Annotated in this window: 28 protein-coding genes and 1 pseudogene; 14 read left to right on the forward strand and 15 right to left on the reverse strand. The window is 70.0% G+C overall.

Annotated features, from left to right (window positions below):
• Positions 1–39 precede the first annotated feature (39 nt).
• Positions 40–945, reverse strand: coding sequence for an SDR family NAD(P)-dependent oxidoreductase (locus HUG12_RS10580; protein ID WP_179268738.1), 906 nt, complete (start codon positions 943–945; stop codon positions 40–42).
• A 160-nt stretch (positions 946–1,105) separates the two neighbouring features.
• On the opposite strand from HUG12_RS10580, the gene HUG12_RS10585 reads away from it, so the two are divergent.
• Together HUG12_RS10585 and HUG12_RS10590 are read left to right on the forward strand one after the other, a co-directional pair.
• Positions 1,106–1,702, forward strand: coding sequence for a tRNA (cytidine(56)-2'-O)-methyltransferase (locus tag HUG12_RS10585; RefSeq protein ID WP_179268739.1), 597 nt, complete (start codon positions 1,106–1,108; stop codon positions 1,700–1,702).
• A gap of 2 nt (positions 1,703–1,704) precedes the next feature.
• Positions 1,705–1,956: a hypothetical protein gene (locus HUG12_RS10590; RefSeq protein ID WP_179268740.1), complete on the forward strand. Its 252-nt coding sequence runs from the start codon at positions 1,705–1,707 to the stop codon at positions 1,954–1,956.
• A 38-nt stretch (positions 1,957–1,994) separates the two neighbouring features.
• Here the strand turns inward: HUG12_RS10590 and HUG12_RS10595 are convergent, their stop codons facing one another.
• The 5 genes from HUG12_RS10595 to HUG12_RS10615 all read right to left on the reverse strand — a co-directional run bounded on the left by HUG12_RS10595 (position 1,995) and on the right by HUG12_RS10615 (position 6,062).
• A complete protein-coding gene (locus HUG12_RS10595; protein ID WP_179268741.1) occupies positions 1,995–3,368 on the reverse strand; it encodes an HD domain-containing protein in 1,374 nt (457 codons plus the stop codon).
• Between the two features lie 166 nt (positions 3,369–3,534).
• Positions 3,535–3,861, reverse strand: coding sequence for a transcription factor S (locus HUG12_RS10600; RefSeq protein ID WP_179268742.1), 327 nt, complete (start codon positions 3,859–3,861; stop codon positions 3,535–3,537).
• Between the two features lie 88 nt (positions 3,862–3,949).
• Entirely contained in the window at positions 3,950–4,204 is a 255-nt protein-coding gene (locus HUG12_RS10605) for a DUF5789 family protein (protein WP_179268743.1), read from the reverse strand.
• 306 nt (positions 4,205–4,510) lie between these two features.
• Positions 4,511–5,068 (reverse strand): dihydrofolate reductase family protein, encoded by a 558-nt coding sequence (locus HUG12_RS10610; protein WP_179268744.1) that lies wholly within the window; start codon positions 5,066–5,068, stop codon positions 4,511–4,513.
• Positions 5,069–5,285: 217 nt separating this feature from the next.
• The gene (locus HUG12_RS10615; RefSeq protein ID WP_179268745.1) at positions 5,286–6,062 is read right to left on the reverse strand and encodes an enoyl-CoA hydratase/isomerase family protein; all 777 of its coding nucleotides are present in this window, start codon (positions 6,060–6,062) and stop codon (positions 5,286–5,288) included.
• A 602-nt stretch (positions 6,063–6,664) separates the two neighbouring features.
• On the opposite strand from HUG12_RS10615, the gene HUG12_RS10620 reads away from it, so the two are divergent.
• Positions 6,665–7,168 (forward strand): DUF5797 family protein, encoded by a 504-nt coding sequence (locus HUG12_RS10620; RefSeq protein WP_179268746.1) that lies wholly within the window; start codon positions 6,665–6,667, stop codon positions 7,166–7,168.
• Here the strand turns inward: HUG12_RS10620 and HUG12_RS10625 are convergent.
• Both HUG12_RS10625 and HUG12_RS10630 read right to left on the reverse strand, forming a co-directional pair.
• Positions 7,158–8,189 (reverse strand): DUF5787 family protein, encoded by a 1,032-nt coding sequence (locus HUG12_RS10625; protein ID WP_179268747.1) that lies wholly within the window; start codon positions 8,187–8,189, stop codon positions 7,158–7,160. The two genes, HUG12_RS10620 and HUG12_RS10625, sit on opposite strands and share 11 nt — an antisense overlap.
• A 136-nt stretch (positions 8,190–8,325) precedes the next feature.
• The gene (locus tag HUG12_RS10630; RefSeq protein ID WP_179268748.1) at positions 8,326–8,790 is read right to left on the reverse strand and encodes a bis(5'-nucleosyl)-tetraphosphatase; all 465 of its coding nucleotides are present in this window, start codon (positions 8,788–8,790) and stop codon (positions 8,326–8,328) included.
• Between the two features lie 202 nt (positions 8,791–8,992).
• Here HUG12_RS10630 and HUG12_RS10635 point away from each other — a divergent pair, with 202 nt between their 5' ends.
• The 3 genes from HUG12_RS10635 to trxA all read left to right on the forward strand — a co-directional run bounded on the left by HUG12_RS10635 (position 8,993) and on the right by trxA (position 10,517).
• Positions 8,993–9,322: an uS10/mL48 family ribosomal protein gene (locus tag HUG12_RS10635; RefSeq protein WP_179268749.1), complete on the forward strand. Its 330-nt coding sequence runs from the start codon at positions 8,993–8,995 to the stop codon at positions 9,320–9,322.
• A gap of 4 nt (positions 9,323–9,326) precedes the next feature.
• A complete protein-coding gene (locus tag HUG12_RS10640) occupies positions 9,327–9,986 on the forward strand; it encodes a 2,5-diamino-6-(ribosylamino)-4(3H)-pyrimidinone 5'-phosphate reductase (RefSeq protein ID WP_179268750.1) in 660 nt (219 codons plus the stop codon).
• A 195-nt stretch (positions 9,987–10,181) separates the two neighbouring features.
• Positions 10,182–10,517 (forward strand): thioredoxin, encoded by a 336-nt coding sequence (trxA, locus tag HUG12_RS10645; RefSeq protein WP_179268751.1) that lies wholly within the window; start codon positions 10,182–10,184, stop codon positions 10,515–10,517.
• Positions 10,518–10,523: 6 nt separating this feature from the next.
• Here trxA and HUG12_RS10650 read toward each other — a convergent pair whose 3' ends face one another.
• From HUG12_RS10650 to hflX, 3 genes are all read right to left on the reverse strand, one after another.
• Complete coding sequence (locus HUG12_RS10650) at positions 10,524–11,327, reverse strand: inositol monophosphatase family protein (protein WP_179268752.1); 804 nt, start codon at positions 11,325–11,327, stop codon at positions 10,524–10,526.
• A 30-nt stretch (positions 11,328–11,357) separates the two neighbouring features.
• A complete protein-coding gene (locus HUG12_RS10655; RefSeq protein ID WP_179268753.1) occupies positions 11,358–11,501 on the reverse strand; it encodes a hypothetical protein in 144 nt (47 codons plus the stop codon).
• A gap of 115 nt (positions 11,502–11,616) precedes the next feature.
• The gene (hflX, locus tag HUG12_RS10660; RefSeq protein WP_179268754.1) at positions 11,617–12,927 is read right to left on the reverse strand and encodes a GTPase HflX; all 1,311 of its coding nucleotides are present in this window, start codon (positions 12,925–12,927) and stop codon (positions 11,617–11,619) included.
• Between the two features lie 334 nt (positions 12,928–13,261).
• Here hflX and HUG12_RS10665 point away from each other — a divergent pair, with 334 nt between their 5' ends.
• On the forward strand, positions 13,262–14,188 hold the full coding sequence (locus HUG12_RS10665; protein WP_179268755.1) for a polysaccharide deacetylase family protein: 927 nt from the start codon (positions 13,262–13,264) through the stop codon (positions 14,186–14,188).
• A gap of 107 nt (positions 14,189–14,295) precedes the next feature.
• Here the strand turns inward: HUG12_RS10665 and HUG12_RS10670 are convergent, their stop codons facing one another.
• Positions 14,296–15,021, reverse strand: a complete 726-nt coding sequence (locus HUG12_RS10670; RefSeq protein WP_179268756.1) for a ribosome assembly factor SBDS — start codon at positions 15,019–15,021, stop codon at positions 14,296–14,298.
• A 130-nt stretch (positions 15,022–15,151) separates the two neighbouring features.
• Between HUG12_RS10670 and HUG12_RS10675 the strand changes: the two genes are divergently transcribed.
• The 4 genes and pseudogenes from HUG12_RS10675 (at position 15,152) to HUG12_RS10690 (ending at position 17,720) form a co-directional block, all read left to right on the forward strand.
• Entirely contained in the window at positions 15,152–16,228 is a 1,077-nt protein-coding gene (locus tag HUG12_RS10675; protein WP_179268757.1) for a phytoene/squalene synthase family protein, read from the forward strand.
• Positions 16,229–16,347: 119 nt separating this feature from the next.
• Positions 16,348–16,542: a DUF1918 domain-containing protein gene (locus tag HUG12_RS10680; RefSeq protein WP_179268758.1), complete on the forward strand. Its 195-nt coding sequence runs from the start codon at positions 16,348–16,350 to the stop codon at positions 16,540–16,542.
• Between the two features lie 63 nt (positions 16,543–16,605).
• Positions 16,606–17,028, forward strand: a pseudogene (locus HUG12_RS10685) (RNA-binding protein); the annotation flags it as partial.
• Positions 17,029–17,282: 254 nt separating this feature from the next.
• Complete coding sequence (locus HUG12_RS10690; protein WP_179268760.1) at positions 17,283–17,720, forward strand: hypothetical protein; 438 nt, start codon at positions 17,283–17,285, stop codon at positions 17,718–17,720.
• Positions 17,721–17,753: 33 nt separating this feature from the next.
• Here the strand turns inward: HUG12_RS10690 and HUG12_RS10695 are convergent, their stop codons facing one another.
• Together HUG12_RS10695 and HUG12_RS10700 are read right to left on the reverse strand one after the other, a co-directional pair.
• A complete protein-coding gene (locus tag HUG12_RS10695) occupies positions 17,754–18,338 on the reverse strand; it encodes a thioredoxin family protein (protein ID WP_179268761.1) in 585 nt (194 codons plus the stop codon).
• A gap of 69 nt (positions 18,339–18,407) precedes the next feature.
• Positions 18,408–18,833, reverse strand: a complete 426-nt coding sequence (locus HUG12_RS10700; RefSeq protein ID WP_179268762.1) for an EamA family transporter — start codon at positions 18,831–18,833, stop codon at positions 18,408–18,410.
• A gap of 735 nt (positions 18,834–19,568) precedes the next feature.
• On the opposite strand from HUG12_RS10700, the gene HUG12_RS10705 reads away from it, so the two are divergent.
• The 3 genes from HUG12_RS10705 to HUG12_RS10715 all read left to right on the forward strand — a co-directional run bounded on the left by HUG12_RS10705 (position 19,569) and on the right by HUG12_RS10715 (position 22,685).
• Positions 19,569–20,060: an Lrp/AsnC family transcriptional regulator gene (locus tag HUG12_RS10705; protein WP_179268763.1), complete on the forward strand. Its 492-nt coding sequence runs from the start codon at positions 19,569–19,571 to the stop codon at positions 20,058–20,060.
• The gene (locus tag HUG12_RS10710; protein WP_179268764.1) at positions 20,057–21,319 is read left to right on the forward strand and encodes a pyridoxal phosphate-dependent aminotransferase; all 1,263 of its coding nucleotides are present in this window, start codon (positions 20,057–20,059) and stop codon (positions 21,317–21,319) included. Before HUG12_RS10705 ends, HUG12_RS10710 begins: the two co-directional genes overlap by 4 nt.
• Positions 21,320–21,530: 211 nt before the next feature.
• Complete coding sequence (locus HUG12_RS10715) at positions 21,531–22,685, forward strand: acyl-CoA dehydrogenase family protein (RefSeq protein ID WP_179268765.1); 1,155 nt, start codon at positions 21,531–21,533, stop codon at positions 22,683–22,685.
• An 82-nt stretch (positions 22,686–22,767) separates the two neighbouring features.
• On the opposite strand, the gene HUG12_RS10720 is transcribed toward HUG12_RS10715, so the two are convergent.
• The gene (locus HUG12_RS10720; RefSeq protein ID WP_179268766.1) at positions 22,768–23,367 is read right to left on the reverse strand and encodes a HalX domain-containing protein; all 600 of its coding nucleotides are present in this window, start codon (positions 23,365–23,367) and stop codon (positions 22,768–22,770) included.
• Positions 23,368–23,372 lie beyond the last annotated feature (5 nt).

The raw sequence follows: 23,372 nt of genomic DNA on the forward strand, positions 1-23,372 counted from the left end.
ACCGCCCGTACCGGTCGCTCCCCGATCGAGTCGCGTCGCTCACCACTCGAGTCCCGTCAGTTCCTCGCTCAGGGTCCGGAGGGCCCGGCGTCGGGCCGCACTCCGCGCGATGCGTGCGGGCTGGATCCGCTCGCAGTCCACGTAGTAGCCGCCGTCCGCGTCGGCGGCGTCGGGCGAGGCCGCCAGGTACGTCGGGGTCGCTGCGGCCGCCGCCGCGCCGTCCACGATATCGGGCGTGAGCGGGGCGGGGAGCCGGTCGAGGCCGCCGACGGCCAGGCGGACGGGGAGCGACGCGTGCCGCCAGAGCCCGCTCCCGGGGACGAACCCCGGGTGACACGACGCGACCGCGACGCCGTCCAGCCGCGTCGCCGACTCCCGCGCGAAGAGGACGTTCGCGAGCTTCGACCGGGCGTAGGCGTCCAGCCCGTCGTAGCCCTCGACCGACCGGACGTCGAACTCGCCGTCCGCCCGGCCGTGGACCGCCGAGGCGACGACCACGACGCGCGCCCGGGACGGCAGAACTCGACGCAGGCCGTGGGTGAGCCTGAACGGGGCGAGGTGGTTCACGACGAAGGTCTTCTCCGCACGCTCGGTGCCAGCGTCGACCAGTTCGCCCTCGCCGAAGTGCGCGCCCGCGTTGTGGACGAGCAGGTCGAGCGAGCCGACCCGGTCGCGGACCGCGCCGGCGAGTCGGTCCACGTCGTCAGGGTCCGCGAAGTCGGCCGGGAGGAACGTCGCCTCGCCGCCCGCCTCGCCGGCCTCGTGCGCGACCCGTGTGCCCGCCGTGCGGTCGCGCCCGTGGACGAACACGTCGGCGCCGAGGCGGGCGAGCGCGAGCGCGACCTCGCGACCGACCCCGGAGGTCGACCCGGTGACGAGCGCGGTTCGCCCGCCGAGGTCGACGCCGGCGACGTCGGCGGCCGCCTCCGGGCGGTCGGTGGCCATGGACCACCGTCGGCGTCCTCGGGCAAAACGGCGTCGGCGGTCGGGCCGACCCCCCTCGCCGCCGGGTCGTACCCCACGCCGTCGCGGGATCGACTGGGCGGGGCTGGCCGCGCGCGGCCGAAGCGAAACGCCCTCACGGCCGCGGGACCTCACCCGACCCATGCAGGAGTCACACGGGACGGTCGTCCTCCGGTACGGCCACCGTCCCGGCCGGGACGACCGGATGACGACCCACGTCGGCCTGACGGCGCGAGCGCTCGGCGCCGACCGCGTCGTCCTCCCGGACAACGCGGGCCAGTCGGCCGAGACGATCCGGGACATCACGGACCGCTTCGGCGGCCCGTTCGCGGTCGAACTCCGGGACGACCAGCGCGCGTTCACGGGGGGATGGGACGGGACCGTCGTCCACCTCACGATGTACGGGGAGCCGGTCCAGGACGTGGAGGGCGAGGTCCGTGCCGCACACGCCGACGGTCCCCTGCTCGTCGTCGTCGGCGGCGAGAAGGTGCCGTTCGACTTCTACGAGGAGGCCGACTTCAACGTCGCCGTGACGAACCAGCCCCACTCGGAGGTCGCCGGCCTCGCGGTGTTCCTCGACCGCCTGTTCGAGGGCCGGGAACTCGAGCGCGAGTGGGCGGACGCGGACCGCCGGGTGGTGCCGATGGAGACGGGCAAGCGGGTGGTCGAGACGGGCGAGGCTGACGGGAGCGACGGAGGTGCCGGTGGGGACGGGAGCGACCGGGGTGGCGGGGCGTAGCGATGGTCTCCTCGCGCGCCCTCACCGCGCTCGTCGGGATCGGACTCTCGATCGCGGTCAGCGTCGCCGCCTGGGTCTACTTCGACACCCTGCTCGTCTTCCTCCTGATCCCCTTCGTCCCGTTCCTCCTCCGGGGCCGCGGGGACGACTCGGCCCGAACGGCTCCGAGGGCGTGCCCGGAGTGTGGCTTTCGGACCCGGGACCCGGAGGTGCGGTACTGTCCGCGGGACGGAACCGAGCTTCGAGGGGACTGAACTCCGACGGAACTGAACTCCGGCCGGAGCGGCGGCCGTCAGTGGTCGGCGTGGAACCACTCGGCGAGCGCTTCGATCGCGCGCGTCTCGACCCCGCGGGGCACGAAGACGAACGGGATGGGGCTGTCGAACGCGCGGTCGCCGTAGAGCCCCAGCTCGCCGACCGACCGGGTGGTGCCGCCGTACGCGATGGGGATGTCCCGGAGCTCCTGGGGTTCGTACTCGGGGACGTACGACTGTTCGATCCAGACCTCGTGTGCCGGGACGTCGAGTTCGTCGGCGAGCGCGACTTCGAGCCGGTCGTCTTGGTCCACGAGCCACTCGCCGAACGCGTCGAGGGGGGCGTCCACCCGGTCGGCGTACGCGATGCGGTGCTTCCAGCACGTCTCCGGGAACCGCCGGGTACGGAAGCGGTCGTAGAGGTCGGCGAGCGTGGAGTCGGGGTGCTCGCGCGCGGCGACGCGCAGCCGTTCCATCAGCGTGGTGTCGTCGATGCGCTCGTCGAGCACGCGGTCGGCGGTGACGGGCGACCCGTCCACGAGGCCGTCGAGCCTGTCGAGCAGTTCGCCCAGCAGGACGTTCGCGTACACCGACTTGTGGTGCTGTGTGACCCACATGTACACGGCGATCCGCCCCTCGAGGTAGTTCCCGATCGTGCTGAGCGCCTTGTCCGAGAGCGCCAGCCCCTCCTCGGGGTGGGCGGTGTAGGCGTCGATCATGCGGTCGGTGTCGAAGCTCAGCACGTCCGCGCCGGTCATCTGGTTGTCCCGCGTGATGTAGTCGAGCCGGTCCACGTCGATGGGCGAGTGGAGGATCTGGGCCGCGACGCCGTGCTGCCAGCGGCCGCCGCGCTCGAACGCGAGGCTGTAGCCGAGCACGTGCGCGCACACGTCGTACGGGTCGACGCCGAGTTCGCTGAGCGGCTCGTCGTACTCCTCGAGCACGATCAGGCAGCCGAGGAGTTCGTGCGGGCTGGCGGTCGCGAGGGGCCGTGCGTCGACGCCCGCTTCCTCGAACGTCGAGCGGAGGCCCCGGTCGGCGAGCCGGTCGCGGAGGTCGTCCGCGTCGAGCACGCGCTCGCCGAGGTGCGAGAACGGCGGGTGGCCGACGTCGTGCAGGAGCGCCGCACACTCGAGCGTCCGCTGGACCTCGTCGAGTTCGGCTTCGGGGGCGTTCCGGGTGAAGTACGGTTGGGACCGCAGGTTCTCGAACACCGTGCGCGCGAGGTGGTAGACGCCGAGGCTGTGTTCGAAGCGCGTGTGGTTCGCCCCGGGGTAGACGAGGTTCGTCGCGGACAGCTGTCGGACGTGGCGGAGCCGCTGGAACGCCCGCGTATCGAGGACATGGTCGACTAGCGGCTGTTCGAGTTCGACGTAGCCGTGGACGGGATCCTTGATCTGTGTGGGTGGCATGGTGAACGACGGCCCCGCGAGACGAGGCCGCCCTCTTACGTTCCCGGAACGGGTCGGTGTTTCGGTTCGCGGGTCCGGAACGCCGGTCGCCGTTCGACGGACGTCCCGCGCGCCGTCGGTCGGCCCGTCGTCGGAACGTGAACGGCCCCGCACCCGGGCTACCGGTTCAGTGGTCGTCCTCGCGCCACTTGTGTCCGCACTCGGTACACGTGAAGAAGCGCGTCTCGGACTCGTCGGCCGAGCGGATCTGCTTCATCTCGTAGCGGACCGACCGAACCTCGTCGCACTCGGGACACTTCTGCTCGACGGTCGGACCGATCTCGGCGGCGTCCACGTCGGACATGTCGACGAGTTCCCCCTCCTCTTGCCCCTGCGTCGTCGTCATCGCCGCCTCCTTCGCCTCGTCGCGGAGCTTCTCGAAGCCGCAGGAGTCACACACCCACATGTCGCCTTCCGTCTTCATCATCGAACCGCACTCGTCGCAGAATTCCATTTCCCCGTACTCGGCCGTCGGCGTACTTAAGCGCCGGGGATTGCCGATCGACGGACGGCGCCGACGTGGGCTGCGGTCAGATCTCGCCTCAGGCGTCCCCCTCCGACTGGCCGGGTTCGCCGAGCGCCTCCACGGGGAGGATGTTGTACAGGTCGGAGACGAGCTCGTCGAGGTCGGCGAACGACTCGCTCCGGCAGTCGAGAATCCGGTCGCCGAGGTTCTCCTCGCCGTCCGCGTAGGTCAGCGTCGTGTCCGCGAAGTGTTCGGCCGCGTCCTCGCGGCTGATTGGGTACTGGAGGTCGTCGAGGCGCGATTCGACGCGGGAGAGTCTCACTCGGTCCATGGAAACGGGTACGCGCTACACTGACCTAATCGTGGCGCCGGGAGAGTAGCCAGATGGTTTTCGGCCCGTCCATCGGTAGTTCCTGGGCCTTCCGCTTTTCCAAACCGTCGTTCGTGAATCCACTGTGGAGTCGGTCAACTAACGGTCGAAGAACTAACCCATTTCCGCGAAAAGTGGGGATCATCGTGGGGAAACCGGACGACCGTACTCTCCCGCCACTCCGAAAACTACACGGGTAGAGCATCGTCCTACTCTAATTATCAGTAGTTTGATCTAAAGGGGGTTCCAGGATCAGCCCTCACTGAACTACCGCACCTCGTAGGTGAGAACCGCAAAAACGTCGCCACGTTTTCGCACGTCAGCAAGTTCGAGGGGCGGGGTGGTGATCCTGCGCGGCAGGAGTGGCGCACCCGAAGCGAGCATGACGGGAGCGACGCTGAGAATGATCTCGTCGAGAAGTCCGTGATCGTGGAACTGTCCTACGAGGTCACCACCACCCACAAGCCAGATGTTCTCGCCGTCCGCGGCCTTCACCATGTCCGCATGGACGGGCGCGACGTCCCCCTGCACGAAGCGAACGCTCGCACCATCGACCACCGGTAATTTCCGACCGCTAAACACCCAGGCCGGAACCTCGTACGGCCATCTTTCCGGGTCCTCCAGCAGGCTTTCGTGTTCGATGATCCACTCGTAGGTCGTCGAGCCCATGGCCACGGCCCCGACCTGGTTTACGAACTGCGGGTAGTCGTCCTTCACGCCCTCGATCTCCTCGATGTCTCCGAACTGGAAGAGCCAGTCGAGTGAGTCGTCCTCGTCGGCGAGATACCCGTCGATGCTCGTCGACGTGTAGTATTGGGTCTTCATCCGTTCGATCGCCGTTCAGGAAGCGTTCGGGGGGCATAAACGCTGCACACCACCAACCCGCCATGGGCCGTAGCGTCCCCGTAACTCCGAAGTGGAGCGTGAACACTGTTCACGAACTACGTTTCGGATTTCACCGAAATCCACCGGCAGCGTCGGAACGTCCGGGAATCCGACGGGCGGGCGACGCGGGCGAGGAGGACCCGGCTAGAGGGGATCGCTACTCGAACTCGGGGTCGCGCTTCTCCAGGAACGCGTCCATCCCCTCGCGCTGGTCGTGGGTGCCGAACAGGCCGGCCCACGCGCGGCGCTCGTAGGTGAGCCCCGCGCCCTGGGGTTCCTCGTGGACGGCGTTGATGGCCTCCTTCGCGGCCCGGAGCGCGAACGCGGGCTTCGCCGCGAGATCGCCCGCGAGGTCGGCGACGCGGTCGTCCAGCTGGTCGTGGGCGACGACCTCGCCGACCAGCCCGTACTCCCTCGCGTCGGTCGCGTCGACGCGCTCGCCAAAGAAGATCAGCCGCCTCGCGGCCTCGTCGCCGACGAGGCGGGGGAGCCGCTGGGTGCCGCCCCAGCCGGGGATGATGCCGAGGTCGATCTCAGTCTGTCCGAGCACCGCGCGCTCGGAGGCAACCCGGAGGTCGCAGGCGATGGCGAGTTCGCAGCCGCCGCCGAACGCGTACCCGTTGATCGCGGCGATGGTCGGCGCGGGGAACGTCTCCAGCTTCCCCGCGACGCGGTGGCCCAGTTCGGCGTACGCCTGCGCCTCGGGCGTCGAGAGGTCCCGCATGTAGCTGATGTCCGCCCCGGCGATGAACGCGTCCTCCCCGGCGCCCGTGAGCACGAGCGCGCGGACGTCGGCGGATTCGGCCTCGTCGACCCCCCCGTCGAGCGCCTCCAGGGTCTCGACGTTCAGCGAGTTGAGCGAGTCCGGTCGGTCGACGGTGATCGTGGCCACGTCGTCCTCGATCTCGAGCGTCACCGTGTCGGATTCGGGCATGCGCGGGGTGTCGGCGGCCCGGGCCGTAACTGTTCCCCCCGACGGCGCTTCGGTATCGACCGGTTCGTCCGTCGTGAAGTGGCTCGAGAGCGTTCCGCGGCGCTCGGCTTCGGTGTCGGGTCGGTCGCCGTGGAGCAGTTCTCGAAAAGCCCCCGCGGCCTACGCTGCGCTCCTCACGCTCCCTGCGGTCGCTCGCCTGTGGTGCTCGTCCCTCACACGAGCGGCCGCGCGCCGCGTGGATTTGCCGGTGCAGTGGCGCGTGCCGGCTGGTATCCGGTCACGCGAGGGTGAGCTCACGGGACCGCAGGCCCCGGGTAGTGCCAGCCGGACGCGCGCGAGGCTCGCGTGAGCGCAGCGAACGTGAGTTCCGAGGGGTTCACTCCGAGGTGAGATGGGACGCGCAGCGAGCCCGCGACGACTGAACTAGCCCCGAACTGAAACCCGCGGGGGATTCCGGGACCATCGTCACGACGCACTGTCGGCTCGGAAGTCGACACACGGGCCATCGAGATACTTCCGAACGGAGGATGCGAAACACCATCACACCACCACCGTCGTCCGAACCGGTAGGCCGAAATAGCATCGGGGGAAACCGTCGGTCGATGAGCCTCACCGACGAGGAGCTGGAGCGACTGGCGGACGTCGTCCGCCTCCAGCCGACGAAGAACTCGGAGTTGGGCGAGCGGTGGGGGCTGGAGAGCGGCAGCGACGTCCACGGCTACCTCGAGAACCACCTCTCGGACTACTACTACCGGGACGACGACAGCCTGATCCGTGCGACGGACGAGGCGGCCGAGCTAACGGGCGTCGAACCCGGCGTGGAGGACGACGGCGAGGAAGGAGGCGTCCCGGATCGCATCCGCGTCCCCGAACTGCACGGCCAGGTGTTCGCGGTGCTCGCCGGCCCCGACGAGCGCTCGGAGTCGGTGGTGTCGGTGCTCAACAAGCTCCGGGAGCGCTTCGAGGTCGACCCCGAGGTGGGCGACGTGCGGCGGGCGCTCCAGAGCCTCCGCCGGAAGAAGGTCGTCGAGGTGGAGTACCGCACCGTCCCGACGTTCCGGCTCGCCGTCGAGCGCGACGCGGTGGACGTCGAGGTCAGCGAGTAGCTTCGGTCCCCGTCCCGGCGGCGCCGCCGGGGTCGGCTCCTGCGCGTTCCGCGCGCTCCCGTTCCCGCTCGCGACGTCGGCTCAACAGCGCCCTGATTCCCTTGCCCGGGCCGCCCTCGATCGGCCAGCCGTTCGTCCGCCACTGGGGCGGTTCGGGTGAGAACTCCGAACAGCCGCCGGAGCACTCCGCGGCCGTGGGAACGCGTCCCTTCGCCCCACAGTGCGGCACCAGCGCGCGGCCCTCCCGACGGAGTTCGAAGTGCCGACAGTCCGGCCGCATCGTCTCGCGGAACGAGCGCCACCCCTTGCCGTAGGCGCGCTCCGCGAGCTCCAGCCGCTTGTCCGGGTCGCCGTCGGCGTCGAGCCGCGTCGGGTGCCAGACCACCTCCGCGGCGTCGGCGTCGACGCCGTCGTCGAAGTCGAACTCCAGCACGCCGACCTCGACGGGCATGTCCTCCAGCAGCGCTGGCGAGACGCGCTCGCCCGTCGCGCCGGTCGCGACCCACACCTCGTCGGCGAGCCCCGCGTCGAGGTCGTGCCGGAGCTGGCCGGCGAGCGCCCGCGCGGCGCTCGCGTCGAGGTCCGGCTTGTTCTCGACGACGACGACCCGCTCCACCCAGTCGGGGTACTCCCGGACGCGGCGGAACTCGACGCGGCCGTTCGGGCCGCGCCGCTTCTCGACGAGGTCCCGCCCGGCGGCGCGGTGGACCGCCGCGCGGACGTAGCGCCACGGGAACCCGGGGTCCTCGAGCGCGTCACGGTACCACGCGAACGCCGGGGGTGCGCCCCGGACCACCCGCAGGAGGTCCGAGTCGAGCCCGCGTTCGCCGAACAGCCGTCGGCGTGCGAACGCGTCCCGGTCGACCTCGAGGATCACCGTGTCCCAGCGTCGCTCCTTCGTGCCGAGCTGTCTGGCGACGACGACGGGCCGCCGGCCGTCGGTCGGGTGCCAGGCCAGTTCGGCCCACCGGCTCACGAGCAGTTCGAACGCGAACTCGCTGTCGCCCGCCCCGGGGAACACGTCGGGGAGGACGCCGGAGGGGTGGAAATCGGTTTCGGTGGCCGACGGGCGGGGCGCCGACGCCCCCGTCTCCGGGACCGCCTGGCGGTCGCTCCCGACGGATGCGCGTGCGGGGAGTCGCGGGCTCCGTCGCGACTCAGTCCCCCGACCGCTGGAGCACGTACTCCTCGCTCTCGGCCGCCTGGAGGTCGTTCAGGTAGTCGTGTGCCTCCCTGAGGATGTCCCGCGGGCCGTCCTGGGTGATGGTGTTGAGCGCCTGCTCGTAGTCGCGCCACTGGAGGTCGCGATGCTCTGTGGACAGTTCGGCGGACGCCTCGAACGAGTGGGCGATGAACAGGTGCACCGTCTTGTGGATGGTGTTCCCCCCCGCCTGGAACACGTAGTCGTACTGCTCTCGGAAGCCGTCGACGAGTCTGAAGTCGCCGATTCCGGCCTCCTCCTCAACCTCGCGGATCGCCGTCTGCTGGAGCTCCTCTTCCCCCTCGACCCCGCCCTTCGGGAACTCCCAGTCCCCGGGTCGGCTCTTCAGGAGCAGGTACTCCCTGTGGCCGCGGGTGTCGCGGAAGAGGATGGCTCCGGCACTGGTCGCTTCGACCGGCATTACCGTGGAATAAGCGACCCTGCGTTAAGAGAATGTCGGACCACGGAACGCCTGAACGACGCGAATCGTGGCGGCGGCGCTCGGAACGCCCCACGAGTGACCGCCGGCGAACCGAGGTTCGTGGCATCGACCCACGCGGACCCGAGCGGTAGATGTGCTTTAGTGCTCGGGCGTACTCGTTCCGCACGGATCCCAGCCCACAATGACCTTCGTCACCAAACTCCGCTTCCAGAGCGGGGACAGGAACGCCCTCGACGACACCGTCGAAGGGCTCCGGAACATGCTCGAACGGAAGGGCGCCGAGTGCAAGGGCCCGCACACGGAACCCTCCGAACACGTCCGCGTCCCGCTACACGACAGGCTCGCCCCCGGAACGACGCTCGGCGAGTGGAGCTACGAGGTGTTCTCCCGCCGCCTCGAGATCCACGGCAACGACCACATCGCCCGGGAGGTCGGCCACATGGAGTTCCCGGACTCCGTCCACGTCGAGATCGAGGTCGAGCAGAAGAAGCCGCTCGGCTACCGGAACTGACCCCGTGTACGTCCACGTCAACGCCGCCGTCTCCGTCGACGGCAAACTCTCCACCCGCCGACGCGAGCAGGTCGCCATCAGCGGCCCGGAGGACTTCGACCGCGTCGACCGGGTTCGCGCGGCGGCGGACGCGGTGATGGTCGGCGTGGGCACGGTGCTCGCGGACGATCCGCACCTGACGCTCGACGAGGACGACCGGCGGGTCCAGCGCCTCCGGAGCGGCCGCGACGGGTTCCCGGCGAGAGTCGTCGCCGACTCGCGGGCGCGAACGCCGACGGACGCGCGAATCCTCGACGACGAGGCGACGACGTACGTGCTGGTGAGCGAGGACGCGAGCGCCGACGACGTCTCGGCGCTCCGATCGGCCGGCGCCGGGATCGTCACGGCCGGAACCGAGCGCGTCGACCTCGCGGAGGCGTTCGATGAACTCGAAGCCGAGGGCGTCGAACGACTCATGGTCGAGGGCGGGGGAGAACTCCTCTTCTCGCTGTTCGCCGCGGACCTGGTGGACGAACTGACCCTCTACGTCGGATCGATCGTCGTCGGCGGCCGCGACGCGCCGACGCTCGCGGACGGGGAGGGGTTCCTCGACGGGTTCCCCGAACTGGACCTCGTCGACGTCGCCCGCGTCGACGACGGAGCGGTGCTCTCCTACGAAGTTTAAGCATCAGGACGGGACCACGGCCGCCGTGCGCTGACGAGCGACTGCACGTCGGCTCGCGGGTGCGCGGCCGACCGACGTGCACGGTAATCGGCCGCCTGTCCGCCACCTGTTCCCGCCCGGCACTCGGCCGGCGCTCGTGCGTCGGTTCGACACGCACGTGGAACTGTTATACGCCGGACGCCCGTACGGAGGGTCATGAGCAGCCAGACCGCCGCCGCGGAGCCGGTGCACGTCGAGAGCCGCGACCAGTTCGAGGAGCTGACGGACGAGGGCATCGTCCTCGTCGACTACTGGGCCGACTGGTGTGGCCCGTGCAAGATGCTGGAGCCGACCGTCGAGGAACTGGCCGACGAGGTCGAGGACCTGCTCGTCCTGAAGGTCGACGTGGACGAACACCAGGCGCTCGCGGGGGAGGCCGGCGTCCGGGGCATCCCGGCGCTCCAGTTCTACGCCGACGGCGAGGAGGCCGAGCGGCTGGTCGGGGTTCAGGAGAAGGGAGACCTCCTGCGCGTCGTCGAGTCGCTGCAGTAGCCGGACTCAGTCGGACGACGGTCCGAAGGAGGCGACGAGTTCGTCGTGAGCGGCGCCGCCGGAGGCCAGCAGCCCCGTCGCGCCGGGAACCCATCGATCGCCGTGGACGTCGGTGACGACGCCGCCCGCCTCGCGGATCAGGCAGACGCCGGCCGCTGTGTCCCAGTCGTGGAGCTCGACCGTCGAGACGGCCGCGTCGAGCTCGCCGCAGGCGACTCCCGAGAGCGCCGCCTGCGCGCAGCCGAACCGCCGGAGGTCGCCGAACGAGGACAGCACCGTCCCGGCTGCCGCATGGAGTTCGCGGCGGTGATCCGGCGAGGTACCGAACAGCGGATTCACGAGGAAGGCCTCGGGGTCGGTCGTCGTGCTCGGCGACGCCGACTCTCCGTTCCGAGTCGCGCGACCGGGACCAGCCGCGTACAGGTCGCCGGTGACGGGCGCGTAGTTCGCGCCGGCGACCGGTTCGCCGTCCCGACAGAACGCCACGCTGGTCACCCAGTTGGCGTTACCGGACGCGTAGTTGGTCGTTCCGTCGATGGGATCGACGACCCAGGCCGGCCCGTCGTCGGGGACTCGCTTCGACGCGTCCGACTCCTCGCCCACGACGGGATCGTCCGGGTACTCCGCACGGAGTCCGTCGAACACGTGCCGCTGGACGGCTCGGTCGACCTCCGTGACGGCGTCCATCGGTCCCCGCTTGGTGTCGACGGCGAGTTCCGAGCGGAACGACTCGAGCGCGAGGTCTCCCCCGCTCTCGGCCGCCGCCACGCAACGGTTCAGCCGGTCGGCGTCCTCGCCGGTGCTCGTCATGGGACGACCGACGGTCGCCCCGCCAATACGTCACTCGATCCGCCCGACCGCCACCGAGTGGTCGGTGTCGGCCGCGTGAGTCGTCGCCAGGTCCTCCGCGGCGTTCGAGGAGTCGCGTAGCGACTCGGTCGGACACTCTCGGCACACGACGTGGTACACGGGTCCATCGGTCATGTTCCGACGATGTGGTCCCATCGGTAAGGTTATGATCCCGTTAACGGCCGATATCGGGCGACCTACCGAGGCCGACGAGCGGGCGAGATCGGACCGTCGGCCCCGATCGCGCGGCTCAGGTCGAACCGGCTTCGATGCCGCGTTCGATCTCCGCCGCACGCGCCCTGACCTGCTCGACCACGGGGAGCGGCGCCTCGAACTCCAGCGTGACCGTCTCCCCCTCCTCGTCGTAGCGCTCGCGCTCGACGTGCCCGTTGTCGTGGATCCACGAGACGAGGCTCATCGTCCCGTCGGAGAGCGGCAGGAGAAGCCGCTCGTGCTTCCAGTCGGGGAGCTCCGCCTCGATGCGGTCGCGGAGGACGTCGACGTTCTCGCCGGTCAGCCCCGACACGGTGACCGGGTTCGGGGCGAGCGCCGAGAGCGCCTCCCGCTTCTCGCGGAGTTCGTCCGGGTCTAGCTGGTCGACCTTGTTGAACACGGTGACGAGCGGGGCCTCGTTGCGTTCGTACAGCGTGTCGTGACTCGTGACGAGCTTCTCGCGCATCTCCCGAATCGGCTCGCTCGCGTCGACCACGAGCAGCACGAGGTCGGCGTAGTACACCGACTCGAGGGTGGACTGGAACGACTCCACGAGCCAGTGCGGGAGATCGGAGATGAACCCGACAGTGTCGGTGAGGAGCACGTCGCGCTTCCCGGTGTCCGCCCGGCGGGTCGTCGTGCCGAGCGTCGTGAACAGGTCGTCCTCAGACTCGGCCGTCGCGTCGAGGTCCGGATGTCTGTCGGCGTTCTCGTCGACGTCGAGGTCCGCGGCCAGCCGACGCAGCAGCGTCGACTTCCCGGCGTTGGTGTAGCCGGCGAGCGCGACGAGGTCGAAGCCGGACTCCCGACGGCGCTCGCGCCGCTCCTCCTCCTTGTCGGCGATGTCGTCGAGTTCGGACTTGATGCGGGAGATCCGGGACTTGATGTCCCGCTCGCGGGACTCGTCGTACTCGCCGAGCCCCATGAACCCCGGTCGCTCGTCCCGCTGGGCGAGACTGGCTTTCACCTCGGCGCGGGGAAGTTCGTACCGGAGTTCGGCGAGTTCGACCTGCAGTTGCGCCTTCCGCGTCCGGGCACGCTGGCCGAAGATCTCGAGGATGAGGGTGAAGCGGTCGACGACCTCGACGCCCTCCGGGAGCTTCCGTCCCAGGTTGAACGTCTGGTACGGGCCGACCTCGTTGTCGACGATCACGCACTCGACGTCGTACTCGGCGACGAGCGCGGCGAGTTCGTCGGCCTTCCCCTCGCCGAAGTGGTAGGCTGCGTCCTCCTCCCGGGTCTGGGTCAGCGTCGCGACGACCTCGTGGCCCGCCGCCTCCGCGAGGTCGACGATCTCCGAGACGTCCGCGTGTCCGCGGTCGACCCGCTTCGCGACGAGCGCCCTCACGGTTTCACTGCCCGTCCTCCGAACGGGCGGTCGAAGGCACCGCTGGGGGCGTTCGCGCGTCGACGCGCCGGCGGGGTCGAACTCACCCGTGCCACGGGATCACGGGCGGGAGTCCGCCCCCTCGCGTTCGATTCCGACTGTCATGTTCGCGCGTACGGCGTGCGGAGGTTTAACCGTGGTGCCGACGGGGCGCCACCCGGTCCCGTCGCACGCCGCCGGAACGTCGCTCGGGTGCGCGACCGCGAACCGCCGATCCGACTGGCCGCCGGAAACGGGACCATACCCCGCGTAAGCGTGTTACTATTATTGTCGGGTCGATACCTCTAGCCGCGGGATGGCCGGCACGCTGACGATCAGCATCGAGATCGAACTCGGCTGGGGGGTCCACGACCTCCCCACGCGACGACACCTCTCGGAGGGCGGGCGTCGCGAGCGGGAGTACCTCGGGAGGCTCCTCCGGAAGGCCGACGACTGCGGCGTTCCGATCAGCTTCGACGTCGTCGGCCACTTACTCCTGGCGGAGTGTGACGGGATCCACGACGGGCCGTACCCCGAGGGCTGGTTCGACGCCGACCCGGGCACCGACGTCGAGACGGACGGCCTGTTCTACGGGCCCGACACGGCACGGGCGGTTCTCGACGCGGACGTCGACCACGAACTCTGTACCCACACCTTCTCGCATCTCCTGTGTGATCGGGCGAGCGACGACCTCCTGTCGACGGAGCTCGAACGCGTGGGGGAGTTACACGCCGACGTCGACGGCGACGTCGTCTCCATCGTCCCGCCACGCCACTACCGCCCGAACAACGAGGTGCTCCGTCGGAACGGCATCCGGGTCGCCCGCTACGCGCGGACGGAGGAGTCGCCGACGCTCGCCCACCGTCTCAAACAGGTCACCGTCGGACCGCACCCCGAGTGGAACCTGCGCGTGAACGACGGGGTGCTCGAGACGTACTGCACCACCTACCCGTCGCTGACCGCGGGAACCCTGCGTTCCGGACGGGAGCCCCCGCGAGCGGAGTTCCGCCACCTCCCCCTCGCTGCGCGGCAGCGCGCACACCGGTTCTACCTCGAACGGGCGACGAACAGGGCCATCGAGTCGGAAGTCCCCCTCCACCTCTGGTGTCACCTGTACGATCTGAGCAACGAGGAGCAGTGGTCCGTGCTGGGGGAGTATCTCGAGTTCCTGGGCGACCTCCCTGACGAGGAACTGGAGGTCCTGACGATGGAGTCGCTCGCCGACAGATACCTCGAGAACTGAGCCGCCGACCGCTTCGGGCGCTCCTCACGCCTCTCGGGCCCGTTCGTCAGCAACGGGGCCACCGCTCCGAGGGTACGAACGGTGCCGAGGTGGCTAGACGGGGGCGGTTACCTCGTGTCCAGGTCGTCCTCGTCCCTGATCATGCGCGTCTCCGCCTCGCCGCTCGACACCTCGTTCACGAGGTCGTAGAACTCGTTCTGGAGCCCGGCCGGGAACGTGACGACGCCGACCCACGAGCCGTCGGCCTGCCACTCCTCCCGCTCGAGGTCGCCGAACTCGCGCACCTTCGCCTGCCCGCTCCCGGCGTACTCGGGGGGGAGCTGGGCGGCGATGGTCACCTCGTCGAACCGGATGGGGATGACCGGTCGGAGCACGTCGAGCGCGTCGTCGACCTGGTTCTCGACCGGCTCCATCGGGTCGATCGTGAACCCGGCCTCCTCCAGGGCCCGCTCGATGCGCTCCGGGGGGTGGGGTGCGTCGTCCATCTGCGGGTTCACCGCGTTGCGGACGATCGTGTTGATCAGCTGTTTCCGCTTCTGTTCGGTCATCTCGCGGCGCTGCTCGGCGGTGATCTGGATGTCCCCCCGTTTCACCACCTCCGGGATGATCTCCATCGGATCGGTCGTCCCGAACACCTCCTCGACGTCCTCCTCGGCCGGCCTGTCGCCCCGCGAGGCGTCCTCGAACACGTCCTCGGCGGCGATGATGTCCTCGAGGTCGCCCTCGAACTCGCCCCGCTTGATGGCGAGGGCGGCGTCGGGGTCGATGAGCACCTCGAACCGTGCGCCGTGGGATTCGAGCCGCGCCGTCACGGCCTCGTCGAGCGAAATCATACCCGGATGTATCGTGGCGGGGGGTAAAAGGTATCCCCCGGCGGCGCCGACGCGTCCACGAGCGGTGCTCACGCGTGGCGGGCAGCCCCGCACCACTTTTTATCCCCCCTACCCTATACCCGTCACCTGAATGTCCGATGCAGACCGCCCCGTCACGACCGCTCCCGACGCCGACCTCGCCTGGTGTCACGAATCCGTGCAGGGCGTCTCGCGCACCTTCGCGCTCACCGTCGACGTGCTCGAGGAGCCGATGTCGTCGTACATCTGTCTCGGATACCTCCTCTGTCGCGTCGCCGACACCGTCGAGGACACCGACCGCATCGACCCCGACGAGCAGGCCGACCTGCTCCGCCTGTACGACGCCGTCCTCGACCCGACCGCCGACGCGACGCCGGCGGACTTCCGCCGGGCCGTCGACGACCACCTCCCGCCGGCCGACGACCGCTCGCCGGACTGGGAGGTCGTCGCGGAGTCCGAACGCGTCTTCGCCACCTTCGAGGAGCTCCCGGGGGACGTCCGCGGGGCCATCGTCCCGCCCGTGAGGGAACTCGTCGGCGGGATGGCCGAGTTCGTCGACCGCTACGCCGACGAGGGGGGGCTCCGCATCGGCAGCCGGAGCGAACTCGAGGAGTACTGCTACTACGCCGCCGGCACGGTCGGCAACCTCGTCACGAACCTCCTCACCCGGGGCGACATCGCCGAGGAGCGCGCCCGCCGGCTCCACGAGACGGCCGAGGAGTTCGGCCTGCTCCTCCAGCTCGTGAACGTCGCGAAGGACGTCCACGACGACTTCGAGGAGGAGAACAACGTCTACCTCCCCGAGGAGTGGCTCGCGGCCGAGGACGTTCCGCAGGACGACCTCACCGCCGCGGAACACCGCGACGGGACCGCCGCGGTCGTCGGTCGGACCACCGACCACGCGCGGACGTTCCTCGACGACGCGCAGTCGTACCTCGAACACCTCCCGCTCGTCGACGGCAACACGCTCGACGCGTGGGCCATCCCGTTCCTGCTCGCGGTCGGCACCCTCCGCGAACTCGCCGCCCAGCCCGAACGCGCCGTCGACGGCCGCGGCGTGAAGGTGAGCCGTCAGGAGGTGTTCGCGGTGGTGACGGCCATGTCCGAGCACGGCCGCGACTCGCTGCCCGAACTCCGGCGGGCCATCGCGGGCCAGCCGCTCCACCGGACGCCGTCGGCGGCCGACTGACCGGGCCGGCGCGCCGTCGTCGTCACCGGTCGACCGTCAGGCGTCCCGACCGTCGACGGCCCCGACCGTCCCCGCGCGTTTTCAGCGGCCTTTTGTGCGACCGCCCCGAACCGCGCCCCATGAGCGAGTTCGAGAAGGACGACAGCGTGGTTCTCTCCGACGAGCACAGCGAGTTCGACGGTCAGACCGGCACGGTGACCCAGGTGATGGAGACGATGTTCGGCGACGCGACGTACACGGTCTCCTTCGAGGACGGACAGGAGCAGGGCGTCCCCGCCGACCAGCTTTCGGCGGCGGACGAGGACGAGGAGTAACGCCGGGTCCGCCGACCGGACGCGGAATCCAACCCTTTTACCCTCCGAGGTCGACCCACACCCATGGCGAGCGTCCCCTTCCACTACGTCGACCTCCGGACCTTCTGTTACGCGACGGAGGACGAGAAGCGCGTCGAGCAGGCGCTCCGGACGTTCCTGCCCCGGGAGTTCCCGATAGACCGGGTGAAGAACGAGGGCCACCACGGCGACCGCATCGTCGTGCTGTCCGCGCGGGTCGAGAACGCCGACGACGTCCGTCACGTGCTGTCGGTGCTCTCGGAACTGCCGGAGATCGACCGCGTGCTTTCGGAACTGGACGAGCGCGTCGACGACAACAACTCCCTGTTCCTCAGACTCGACAAGCAGGCGGCGTTCGGCGGCGACGTCCGACTCGGCCCCGGGCTGACGCTCCGCGCGAAGGTCGAGGCGTACCCGGCGAAGCGCGAGGCGGCGGTCGCGAACGCCCGCGAGGCGCTCTCCGAGTTGGCGTCGGAGGCCCACGGGGCGGCGATTGCGGAGGGGTCGGACGCGGACGAGGCCGGCGGGGTAACCGACGCGTCCGAGGCTGACGCGTCCGAGGCTGACGCGGCGGGGAGGAGGGGGCCGGCGGACGCGGACGACGCCTGAGTCCGAGTTTCGACGCTCACCCGACGCCACCTCTCCGTACGGTCGTGTATCCGTGGGTGACCTTTCATCGAGGGAGAGCGGAGGTACTTGGCCGTGGCTCCCGAACGACGCGTATGTCCCTGACAGTGACCGAGACGGCGTCGGTATCGACGGCCACGGGGTGGATTCGAGGGTTCTGGGCGTTCTATCGGCGATACACCCGGACCGCGGTCCACGCGATCGCGACGGCCGCGCTCACGGCGTTCGGCCTGCTCGTCTTCATCGACCCCCTCTTCTCGGTGGTGGCGATCGGCGCGTACGTGTTCCCTCCCGTCGTCATCTTCGCCGCCCGCGGCGACGTCGAGGGCACCTCCGAACCGTCGGGGGCGACCCCCCTCCGAACCGATTCCGGGCGGGACGCTGGCTCCGACGCCGACGCGGACGACGGGGACGGAGACTCCGATACGGACGGTGATGACGGGGATTCCGATTCGGACGGGGCGGACGCCGACGCGGATGCGGACGGAAGCGATGCCGACGCGGACGGAGCGGACGCCGACGCGGACGGCTGATCGACGGACGACCCCGTCACCTCCGGCCGCCGCTCAGTCGAGCCACTTGATCGAACAGCCGCGGCTCGGACGGTCCTCGTGGGGGACTTCCTCGCCGGCGAGGACCGCCTCGACGGCGTCGCGAACGTAGATCTCCTCCGGTTCGTCGTCGGGGTTGAGCGCGTCGTCCAGTCGGCCGTGGTAGGCCAGTTCGAACGTCCCGTCGCGGTTCCCGAACAGGAACGGGTCGGGCGTGCAGACCGCGCCGTAGGCGCGCGCGACCTCCTGTGACTCGTCCCGGAGGTACGCGTCGTAGGCGACGCGGCCGTCCGCGACGTACTCGGCCATCTTCCCGGCGGAGTCCTCGGGGTACTCCCCCGCGTCGTTGGGGTTGACGCCGACGACCGCGCAGTCGTCGTACTCGGCGGCCACGTCGTTCAGCAGGTCGAACTTCGCCCGCGCGTACGGACAGTGGTTGCAGGTGAAGACGACGAGGAGCGCTCCCGCGTCCGCGAAGTCCGCGAGCGAGTACGTCTCCCACTGCTCCGGCGGAACCGGCTCTCCGCCCAGCCCCGGAAGCTCGAAATCGGGCGCCGCGTCGCCCCGTTCGAGTTCGGAGTCGGATTCGGCGGCTACCATGCCCGACACTCCCGGGCCGGGGAGTAAAACCGTTCCCACAACGGGGCGAGTGGGTCGGTTCCGTCCCGGCTACTCGCCCGCGACCAGCAGGACGGCGAGGACGGCGAACGCGACGCCGGCCACCTTCCGGGCGGTGACCGGCTCCTCCAGCGCGAGCACGCCGACCAGCGAGGAGGTGACGAAGAACATCGCGAACACGGGGGCGACGATGGAGACGGGCCCCATCGAGAGCGCGCGGTAGTAGGCGAGGATGCCGACGGCGAGGCAGGCGCCGGCGGCGAACACGTGGCGCATCTTCGGATCGTCGAGGTACCCGACGACGCCCTCGCCCGTGGCGCCGATGACCGCCAGGGTGACCAGCACGAGCACGGCGTTCGCCACGAGCGCGGCGACGTTGCTCGGAATGGGGTTCGCGCCGCTGGTGGCGACCCGCATGAGCGGCGCGACCATCGAGTACGAGAGGAGCGCGAGGACGGCCCAGGGGAGGTAGTTCATTTGCGAGTCGGTCGGTTCCGTGGGGTAAATGGGTTCTGACCCGTGGCGATCATCGGGTTTCGGTGAAGCCGTCTTCTCCGTAGTTGCTCCTGCTGGAAGTGGGAACGCCTCGAAAGCCCCCGCGGCGCTGGACTCGGTGCGGCCCCTTTCAGTCCCGCCCGACCGCACCGCTCCTCACCCTCCCCAACCGGCGAGGACCCTCCCTGCGGTCGGGACCTCGCCCCTCGCACGATCGGCCGCGCGGAGCGCGGCCGCCGCGCGCCACGTGGTTGGCCCGGGACGTACGGACGGCGCGTGCCGGCGGGCCTCCCTGCCTGCCGGATGAGCGAGCCGGAGGCGAGCGAATCGGCTGGGGAGGGCGTGGCTGCGGTGCAGTCGGGCGGGACTGAAAGGGACCGCGACGTTCACGGGCGCACGCGCCCGTGAATTCGGGAGAGTGTGCTCTCCCGTAACTCGGCGAACCCCGACCCCTCAAGCACCGCAGGAACGAGGCCGAAGGCCGAGTGACGAGGAGCGCGGAGCGTCTCGCGGGAGCCGAGAGTCGCGGGGGCTTTCGAGGTGGACGCCACGACGACCGAACCAACACCGAAGCAGAGAGCCGTGGGGGCTTTCCAGATAACACCGGCAATCCCCACGATGCTTGACCCGAGAAGTTTCGAATCTCCGCCACGCACCCAGAGCGGGGATTCCTGCGCCGGACGAAACCGCTTTCTCCGGCGCGCGTCACACCCCGCCATGGACGACGAGACGCGCGCCCTGCTCGACGCCCTGGTCGCCGACGCACGCGAATCCACGGAGGACATCGCACGCCAGACCGGCCTCCCCGCGGACGAGGTGGACGCACGTCTCGACGACCTCGAAGCGGCGGGCGTCCTCCGCGGCTACACCGCCGTCGTGGACTGGGACCGGGCGGAGGCGGACCGGGTCGCCGCCATCGTCGAGGTGAACGTGGAACTCGACCGGGAGACGGCCTACGAGGAGATCGCCCGCCGCATCGCCGAGTCGCCGACGGTCGACTCCCTGCGGCTCGTCTCGGGCGACTACGACTTCGCGCTGGACGTGAGCGCGGACACGATGCAGGCCGTCTCGCGGTTCGTAGCCGAGGAGGTCGCGCCGCTGCCGGCGGTGACCAGGACGGTGACCCACTACGTGATGGAGACGTACAAGGAGCGCGGCGTCGTCTTCGACGACCGTGACGAGGACGACCGGCTCTCAGTGACGCCATGAGCGAGGGCGACGAGTCCGGCGACCCGACCGACGGGGGCACCGACCTGACCGCGGACGGCGACGTGGATGGGAGCGGAGGGGCCGCCGCCGACGAGGGGGACCGGTTCACCCCGGCGGATCGCGTCGACGCCGTCCCGCCCTCGGGCATCCGGGCGTTCTTCGAGGTGGCGGAGTCGCGCGAGGACGTCATCTCGCTCGGCGTCGGGGAACCGGACTTCACCGCGCCGTGGCCCGCCCGCTCGGCGGCCATCGAGTCGCTGGAGCGCGGCCGGACCAGCTACACCGCCAACCGGGGGAAGCCGAAACTCCGGCGGGAGATCGCACGGCACGTCCGGCGGTACGACCTCGAGTACGACCCCGACGAGGAGGTGCTCGTCACCACGGGTGCGAGCGAGGCGGTCGACCTGGCGTTCCGGGCGCTCGTCGACCCCGGCGACGTCGTGGCGCTCCCGACGCCGACGTACGTCTCCTACGAACCGGGCGTCACCTTCGCCGGCGGCGAACCGCTGGCGGTGCCGACCTACCACGAGGACGACTGGTCGCTGACGCCCGAGGCGCTCCTGGCTGCCGGGGCCGACGAGGCCGACGTGCTCGTGCTCTGCTACCCGAACAACCCGACCGGCGCGACGATGTCCCGGGCCGAACTGTCCGCGGTCGCCGACTTCTGCCGCGAGTACGACCTGGTGGTCGTCTCGGACGAGATCTACGCCGCGCTCACCTACGGCGACGAGCACGTCTCCATCGCGACGCTGCCGGGGATGCGGGAGCGGACCGTCGTCGTCAACGGCTTCTCGAAGGCGTACGCGATGACGGGGCTCCGACTCGGCTACGCGCTCGCGCCCCCGACGGCCTCGGCGGCGATGACGAAGGTCCACCAGTACGCGATGCTGTCGGCGCCGACCACGGCACAGCACGCGGCCGTCGCCGCGCTCCGGCGGTGCGAGGACGACGTCCGGGAGATGCGACGCGAGTACGACCGGCGACGCCGGTACCTCACGACCAGGCTCCGCGAACTGGGGCTCGCGGTCGCCGAACCGCGCGGGGCGTTCTACGCGTTCCCCCGCGTGGCGGAGGTGGCTCCCGACGGCGACGACGAGGCGTTCGCCGAGACGCTGCTGGAGGAGACGGGCGTCGCGGCCGTCCCTGGCGGCGCGTTCGGCGACGGCGGCGCGGGTCACCTGCGGCTCTCGTACGCGACGGGGATGGACGAACTGAAGGAGGCGACCCGCAGGCTCGAGACGTTCCTGGCGGAGCGCTGACCCGGTTCGGCGGCCCCGCCCGACCGGTCGCGTCCGCTCGACGAACCCCGACCCGTCGGACGACGTGCCGCCGGACGATGTGCCGTCGGAGGACCCCCCGCGACGATGCACCGCTCGACGGCGCGCTGCCGGCCGACGCACGGCCCGACAACTGGGAGCCCGCTGTTCGCCGTTTCACGGAGTTTAGGTACCCGGTGTGAGAGGATGCCGCATGGAGTTCGCGCTCACCGACGAACAACGGCAGCTACGGGAGGAGGTCCGACGGTTCGCGGAGAACGAGATCGCCCCGGTCGCGACCGAACACGACGTCGAGGAGTCCTACCCGTACGAGGTCATGGAGGAGGCGGCCGAGATGGGGCTCGCCGGGCCGCACATCCCCGTCGAGTACGGCGGCGTCGGCTACGACTCCTTCGAGACGGCCATCATCACCGAGGAGCTGTTCGCGGTCGACCCGGGCATCGGGCTCTGTATCACCTCCGCGGCGTTCGGCGCCGAGGCGATCATGGGCTTTGGCACCGACGAGCAGAAGGAGGAGTACCTCGCCCCCGTCACGGACGGCGAGACGGTCATGGGCGCGGCGATCAGCGAGCCACAGGCGGGCTCTGACGTGACCGGCATCACCACCCGCGCGGAGAAGGACGGCGACGAGTGGGTGATCAACGGCAACAAGATGTGGATCACGAACGGCTCGGTCGGCGACTACTTCGTCGTGATGTGCGAGACGGACCCCGACCAGGAGGACCGTTACATGGGCTACTCCCAGATCATCGTCGAGTCCGACCGCGACGGCTTCGACGCCGAGAAGATCACCGGCAAGATGGGCATCCGCGCGAGCGACACTGCCGAACTCGTCTTCGACGACGTGCGCGTGCCCGAGGAGAACCTCGTCGGCTCGCGCGGCATGGGCTTTCTCCAGCTCATGCAGTTCTTCGACGAGACCCGGACCGCCGTCGCGGCCCAGGGCGTCGGCATCGCGAAGGGGGCCGCCGAGCGCGCGCTGGAGTACGCCAAGGAACGCGAGCAGTTCGGCCGGTCCATATCGGAGTTCCAGGCCGTCAAGCACGAGCTCGCCGAGGCGTTCACGAACGTCCGGGCCGCGCGGAACCTCACGTACGAGTCGGCCTGGGCCGTCGAGAACGACCCCGACGGGCTGACGAAGCTCGCGTCGATGGCCAAGGAGTTCGCCTCCCGGACGGCCGTGGAGACCGCCGACACGGCCGTCCAGCTCCACGGCGGCGCCGGCTTCGTGAACGACCACGACGTCGAGCGGCTCTACCGCGACGCGAAGATCACCCAGATCTACGAGGGAACGACCCAGATCCAGAAGAACATCGTCGCGCGCGAACTGCTCGACGAGGGGTTCTAGGCGACCGCCCCGGGCGACTCGAAACCGGGCTACCCCGAGCGATACTCGACGGAGTTAGCCGAACAGAACCGTCCGAGCCGCCTCAGAACTCGAATCCGTCGTCGGTGTCGTTCCCGCGATCGAGGTCGCGGAACGCCAGGTCGAAGTCGTCGTGTTCGTCCAGTTCCTCGAGCGTCTCGTCGAGTTCGCCGCGGAGCGTCCCCAGCCGGTCGTCGAGTTCGTGGTACTCCTCGGAGCTCTCGAGCGCGGTGCGGGCCTTCTCCGACTCGAGCACCGCCTTCTTCGATGCGAGCGCGAACAGTTCCTGGACTCCGCTGTCGTACTCCCCCCGCCGGAGCAGGCTCTCGACGGTTCCCGTGAGCGCGTCGCGGGTGACCGGCTTCACGAGGTAGTCGTCGAAGCCCATCGCCACGATGTCGAAGTCCGGTTCGACGGCGGTGACCATCGCGACCCGGCAGTCGATGCCGCGGTCGCGGACCGCCACGAGCACCTCGTCGCCGGAGAGTCCGGGCATCCGCCGGTCGAGGAGGACGACGTCCACCGCCTCGTCGAGCCCGTCGAGCGCCTCGTGACCGCCGTAGGCGGTGCGGACGTCGTACTCGTCGCCCAGCCACGCGGCGTACAGGTCCGCGAGGTCGGGCTCGTCTTCGACGACCAGAACGACGGGGGCGTCCTCACTCATGCTTC

The organism is Halorarum salinum, from assembly GCF_013402875.1.
GTDB classification, from domain to species: Archaea; Halobacteriota; Halobacteria; order Halobacteriales; family Haloferacaceae; genus Halorarum; species Halorarum salinum.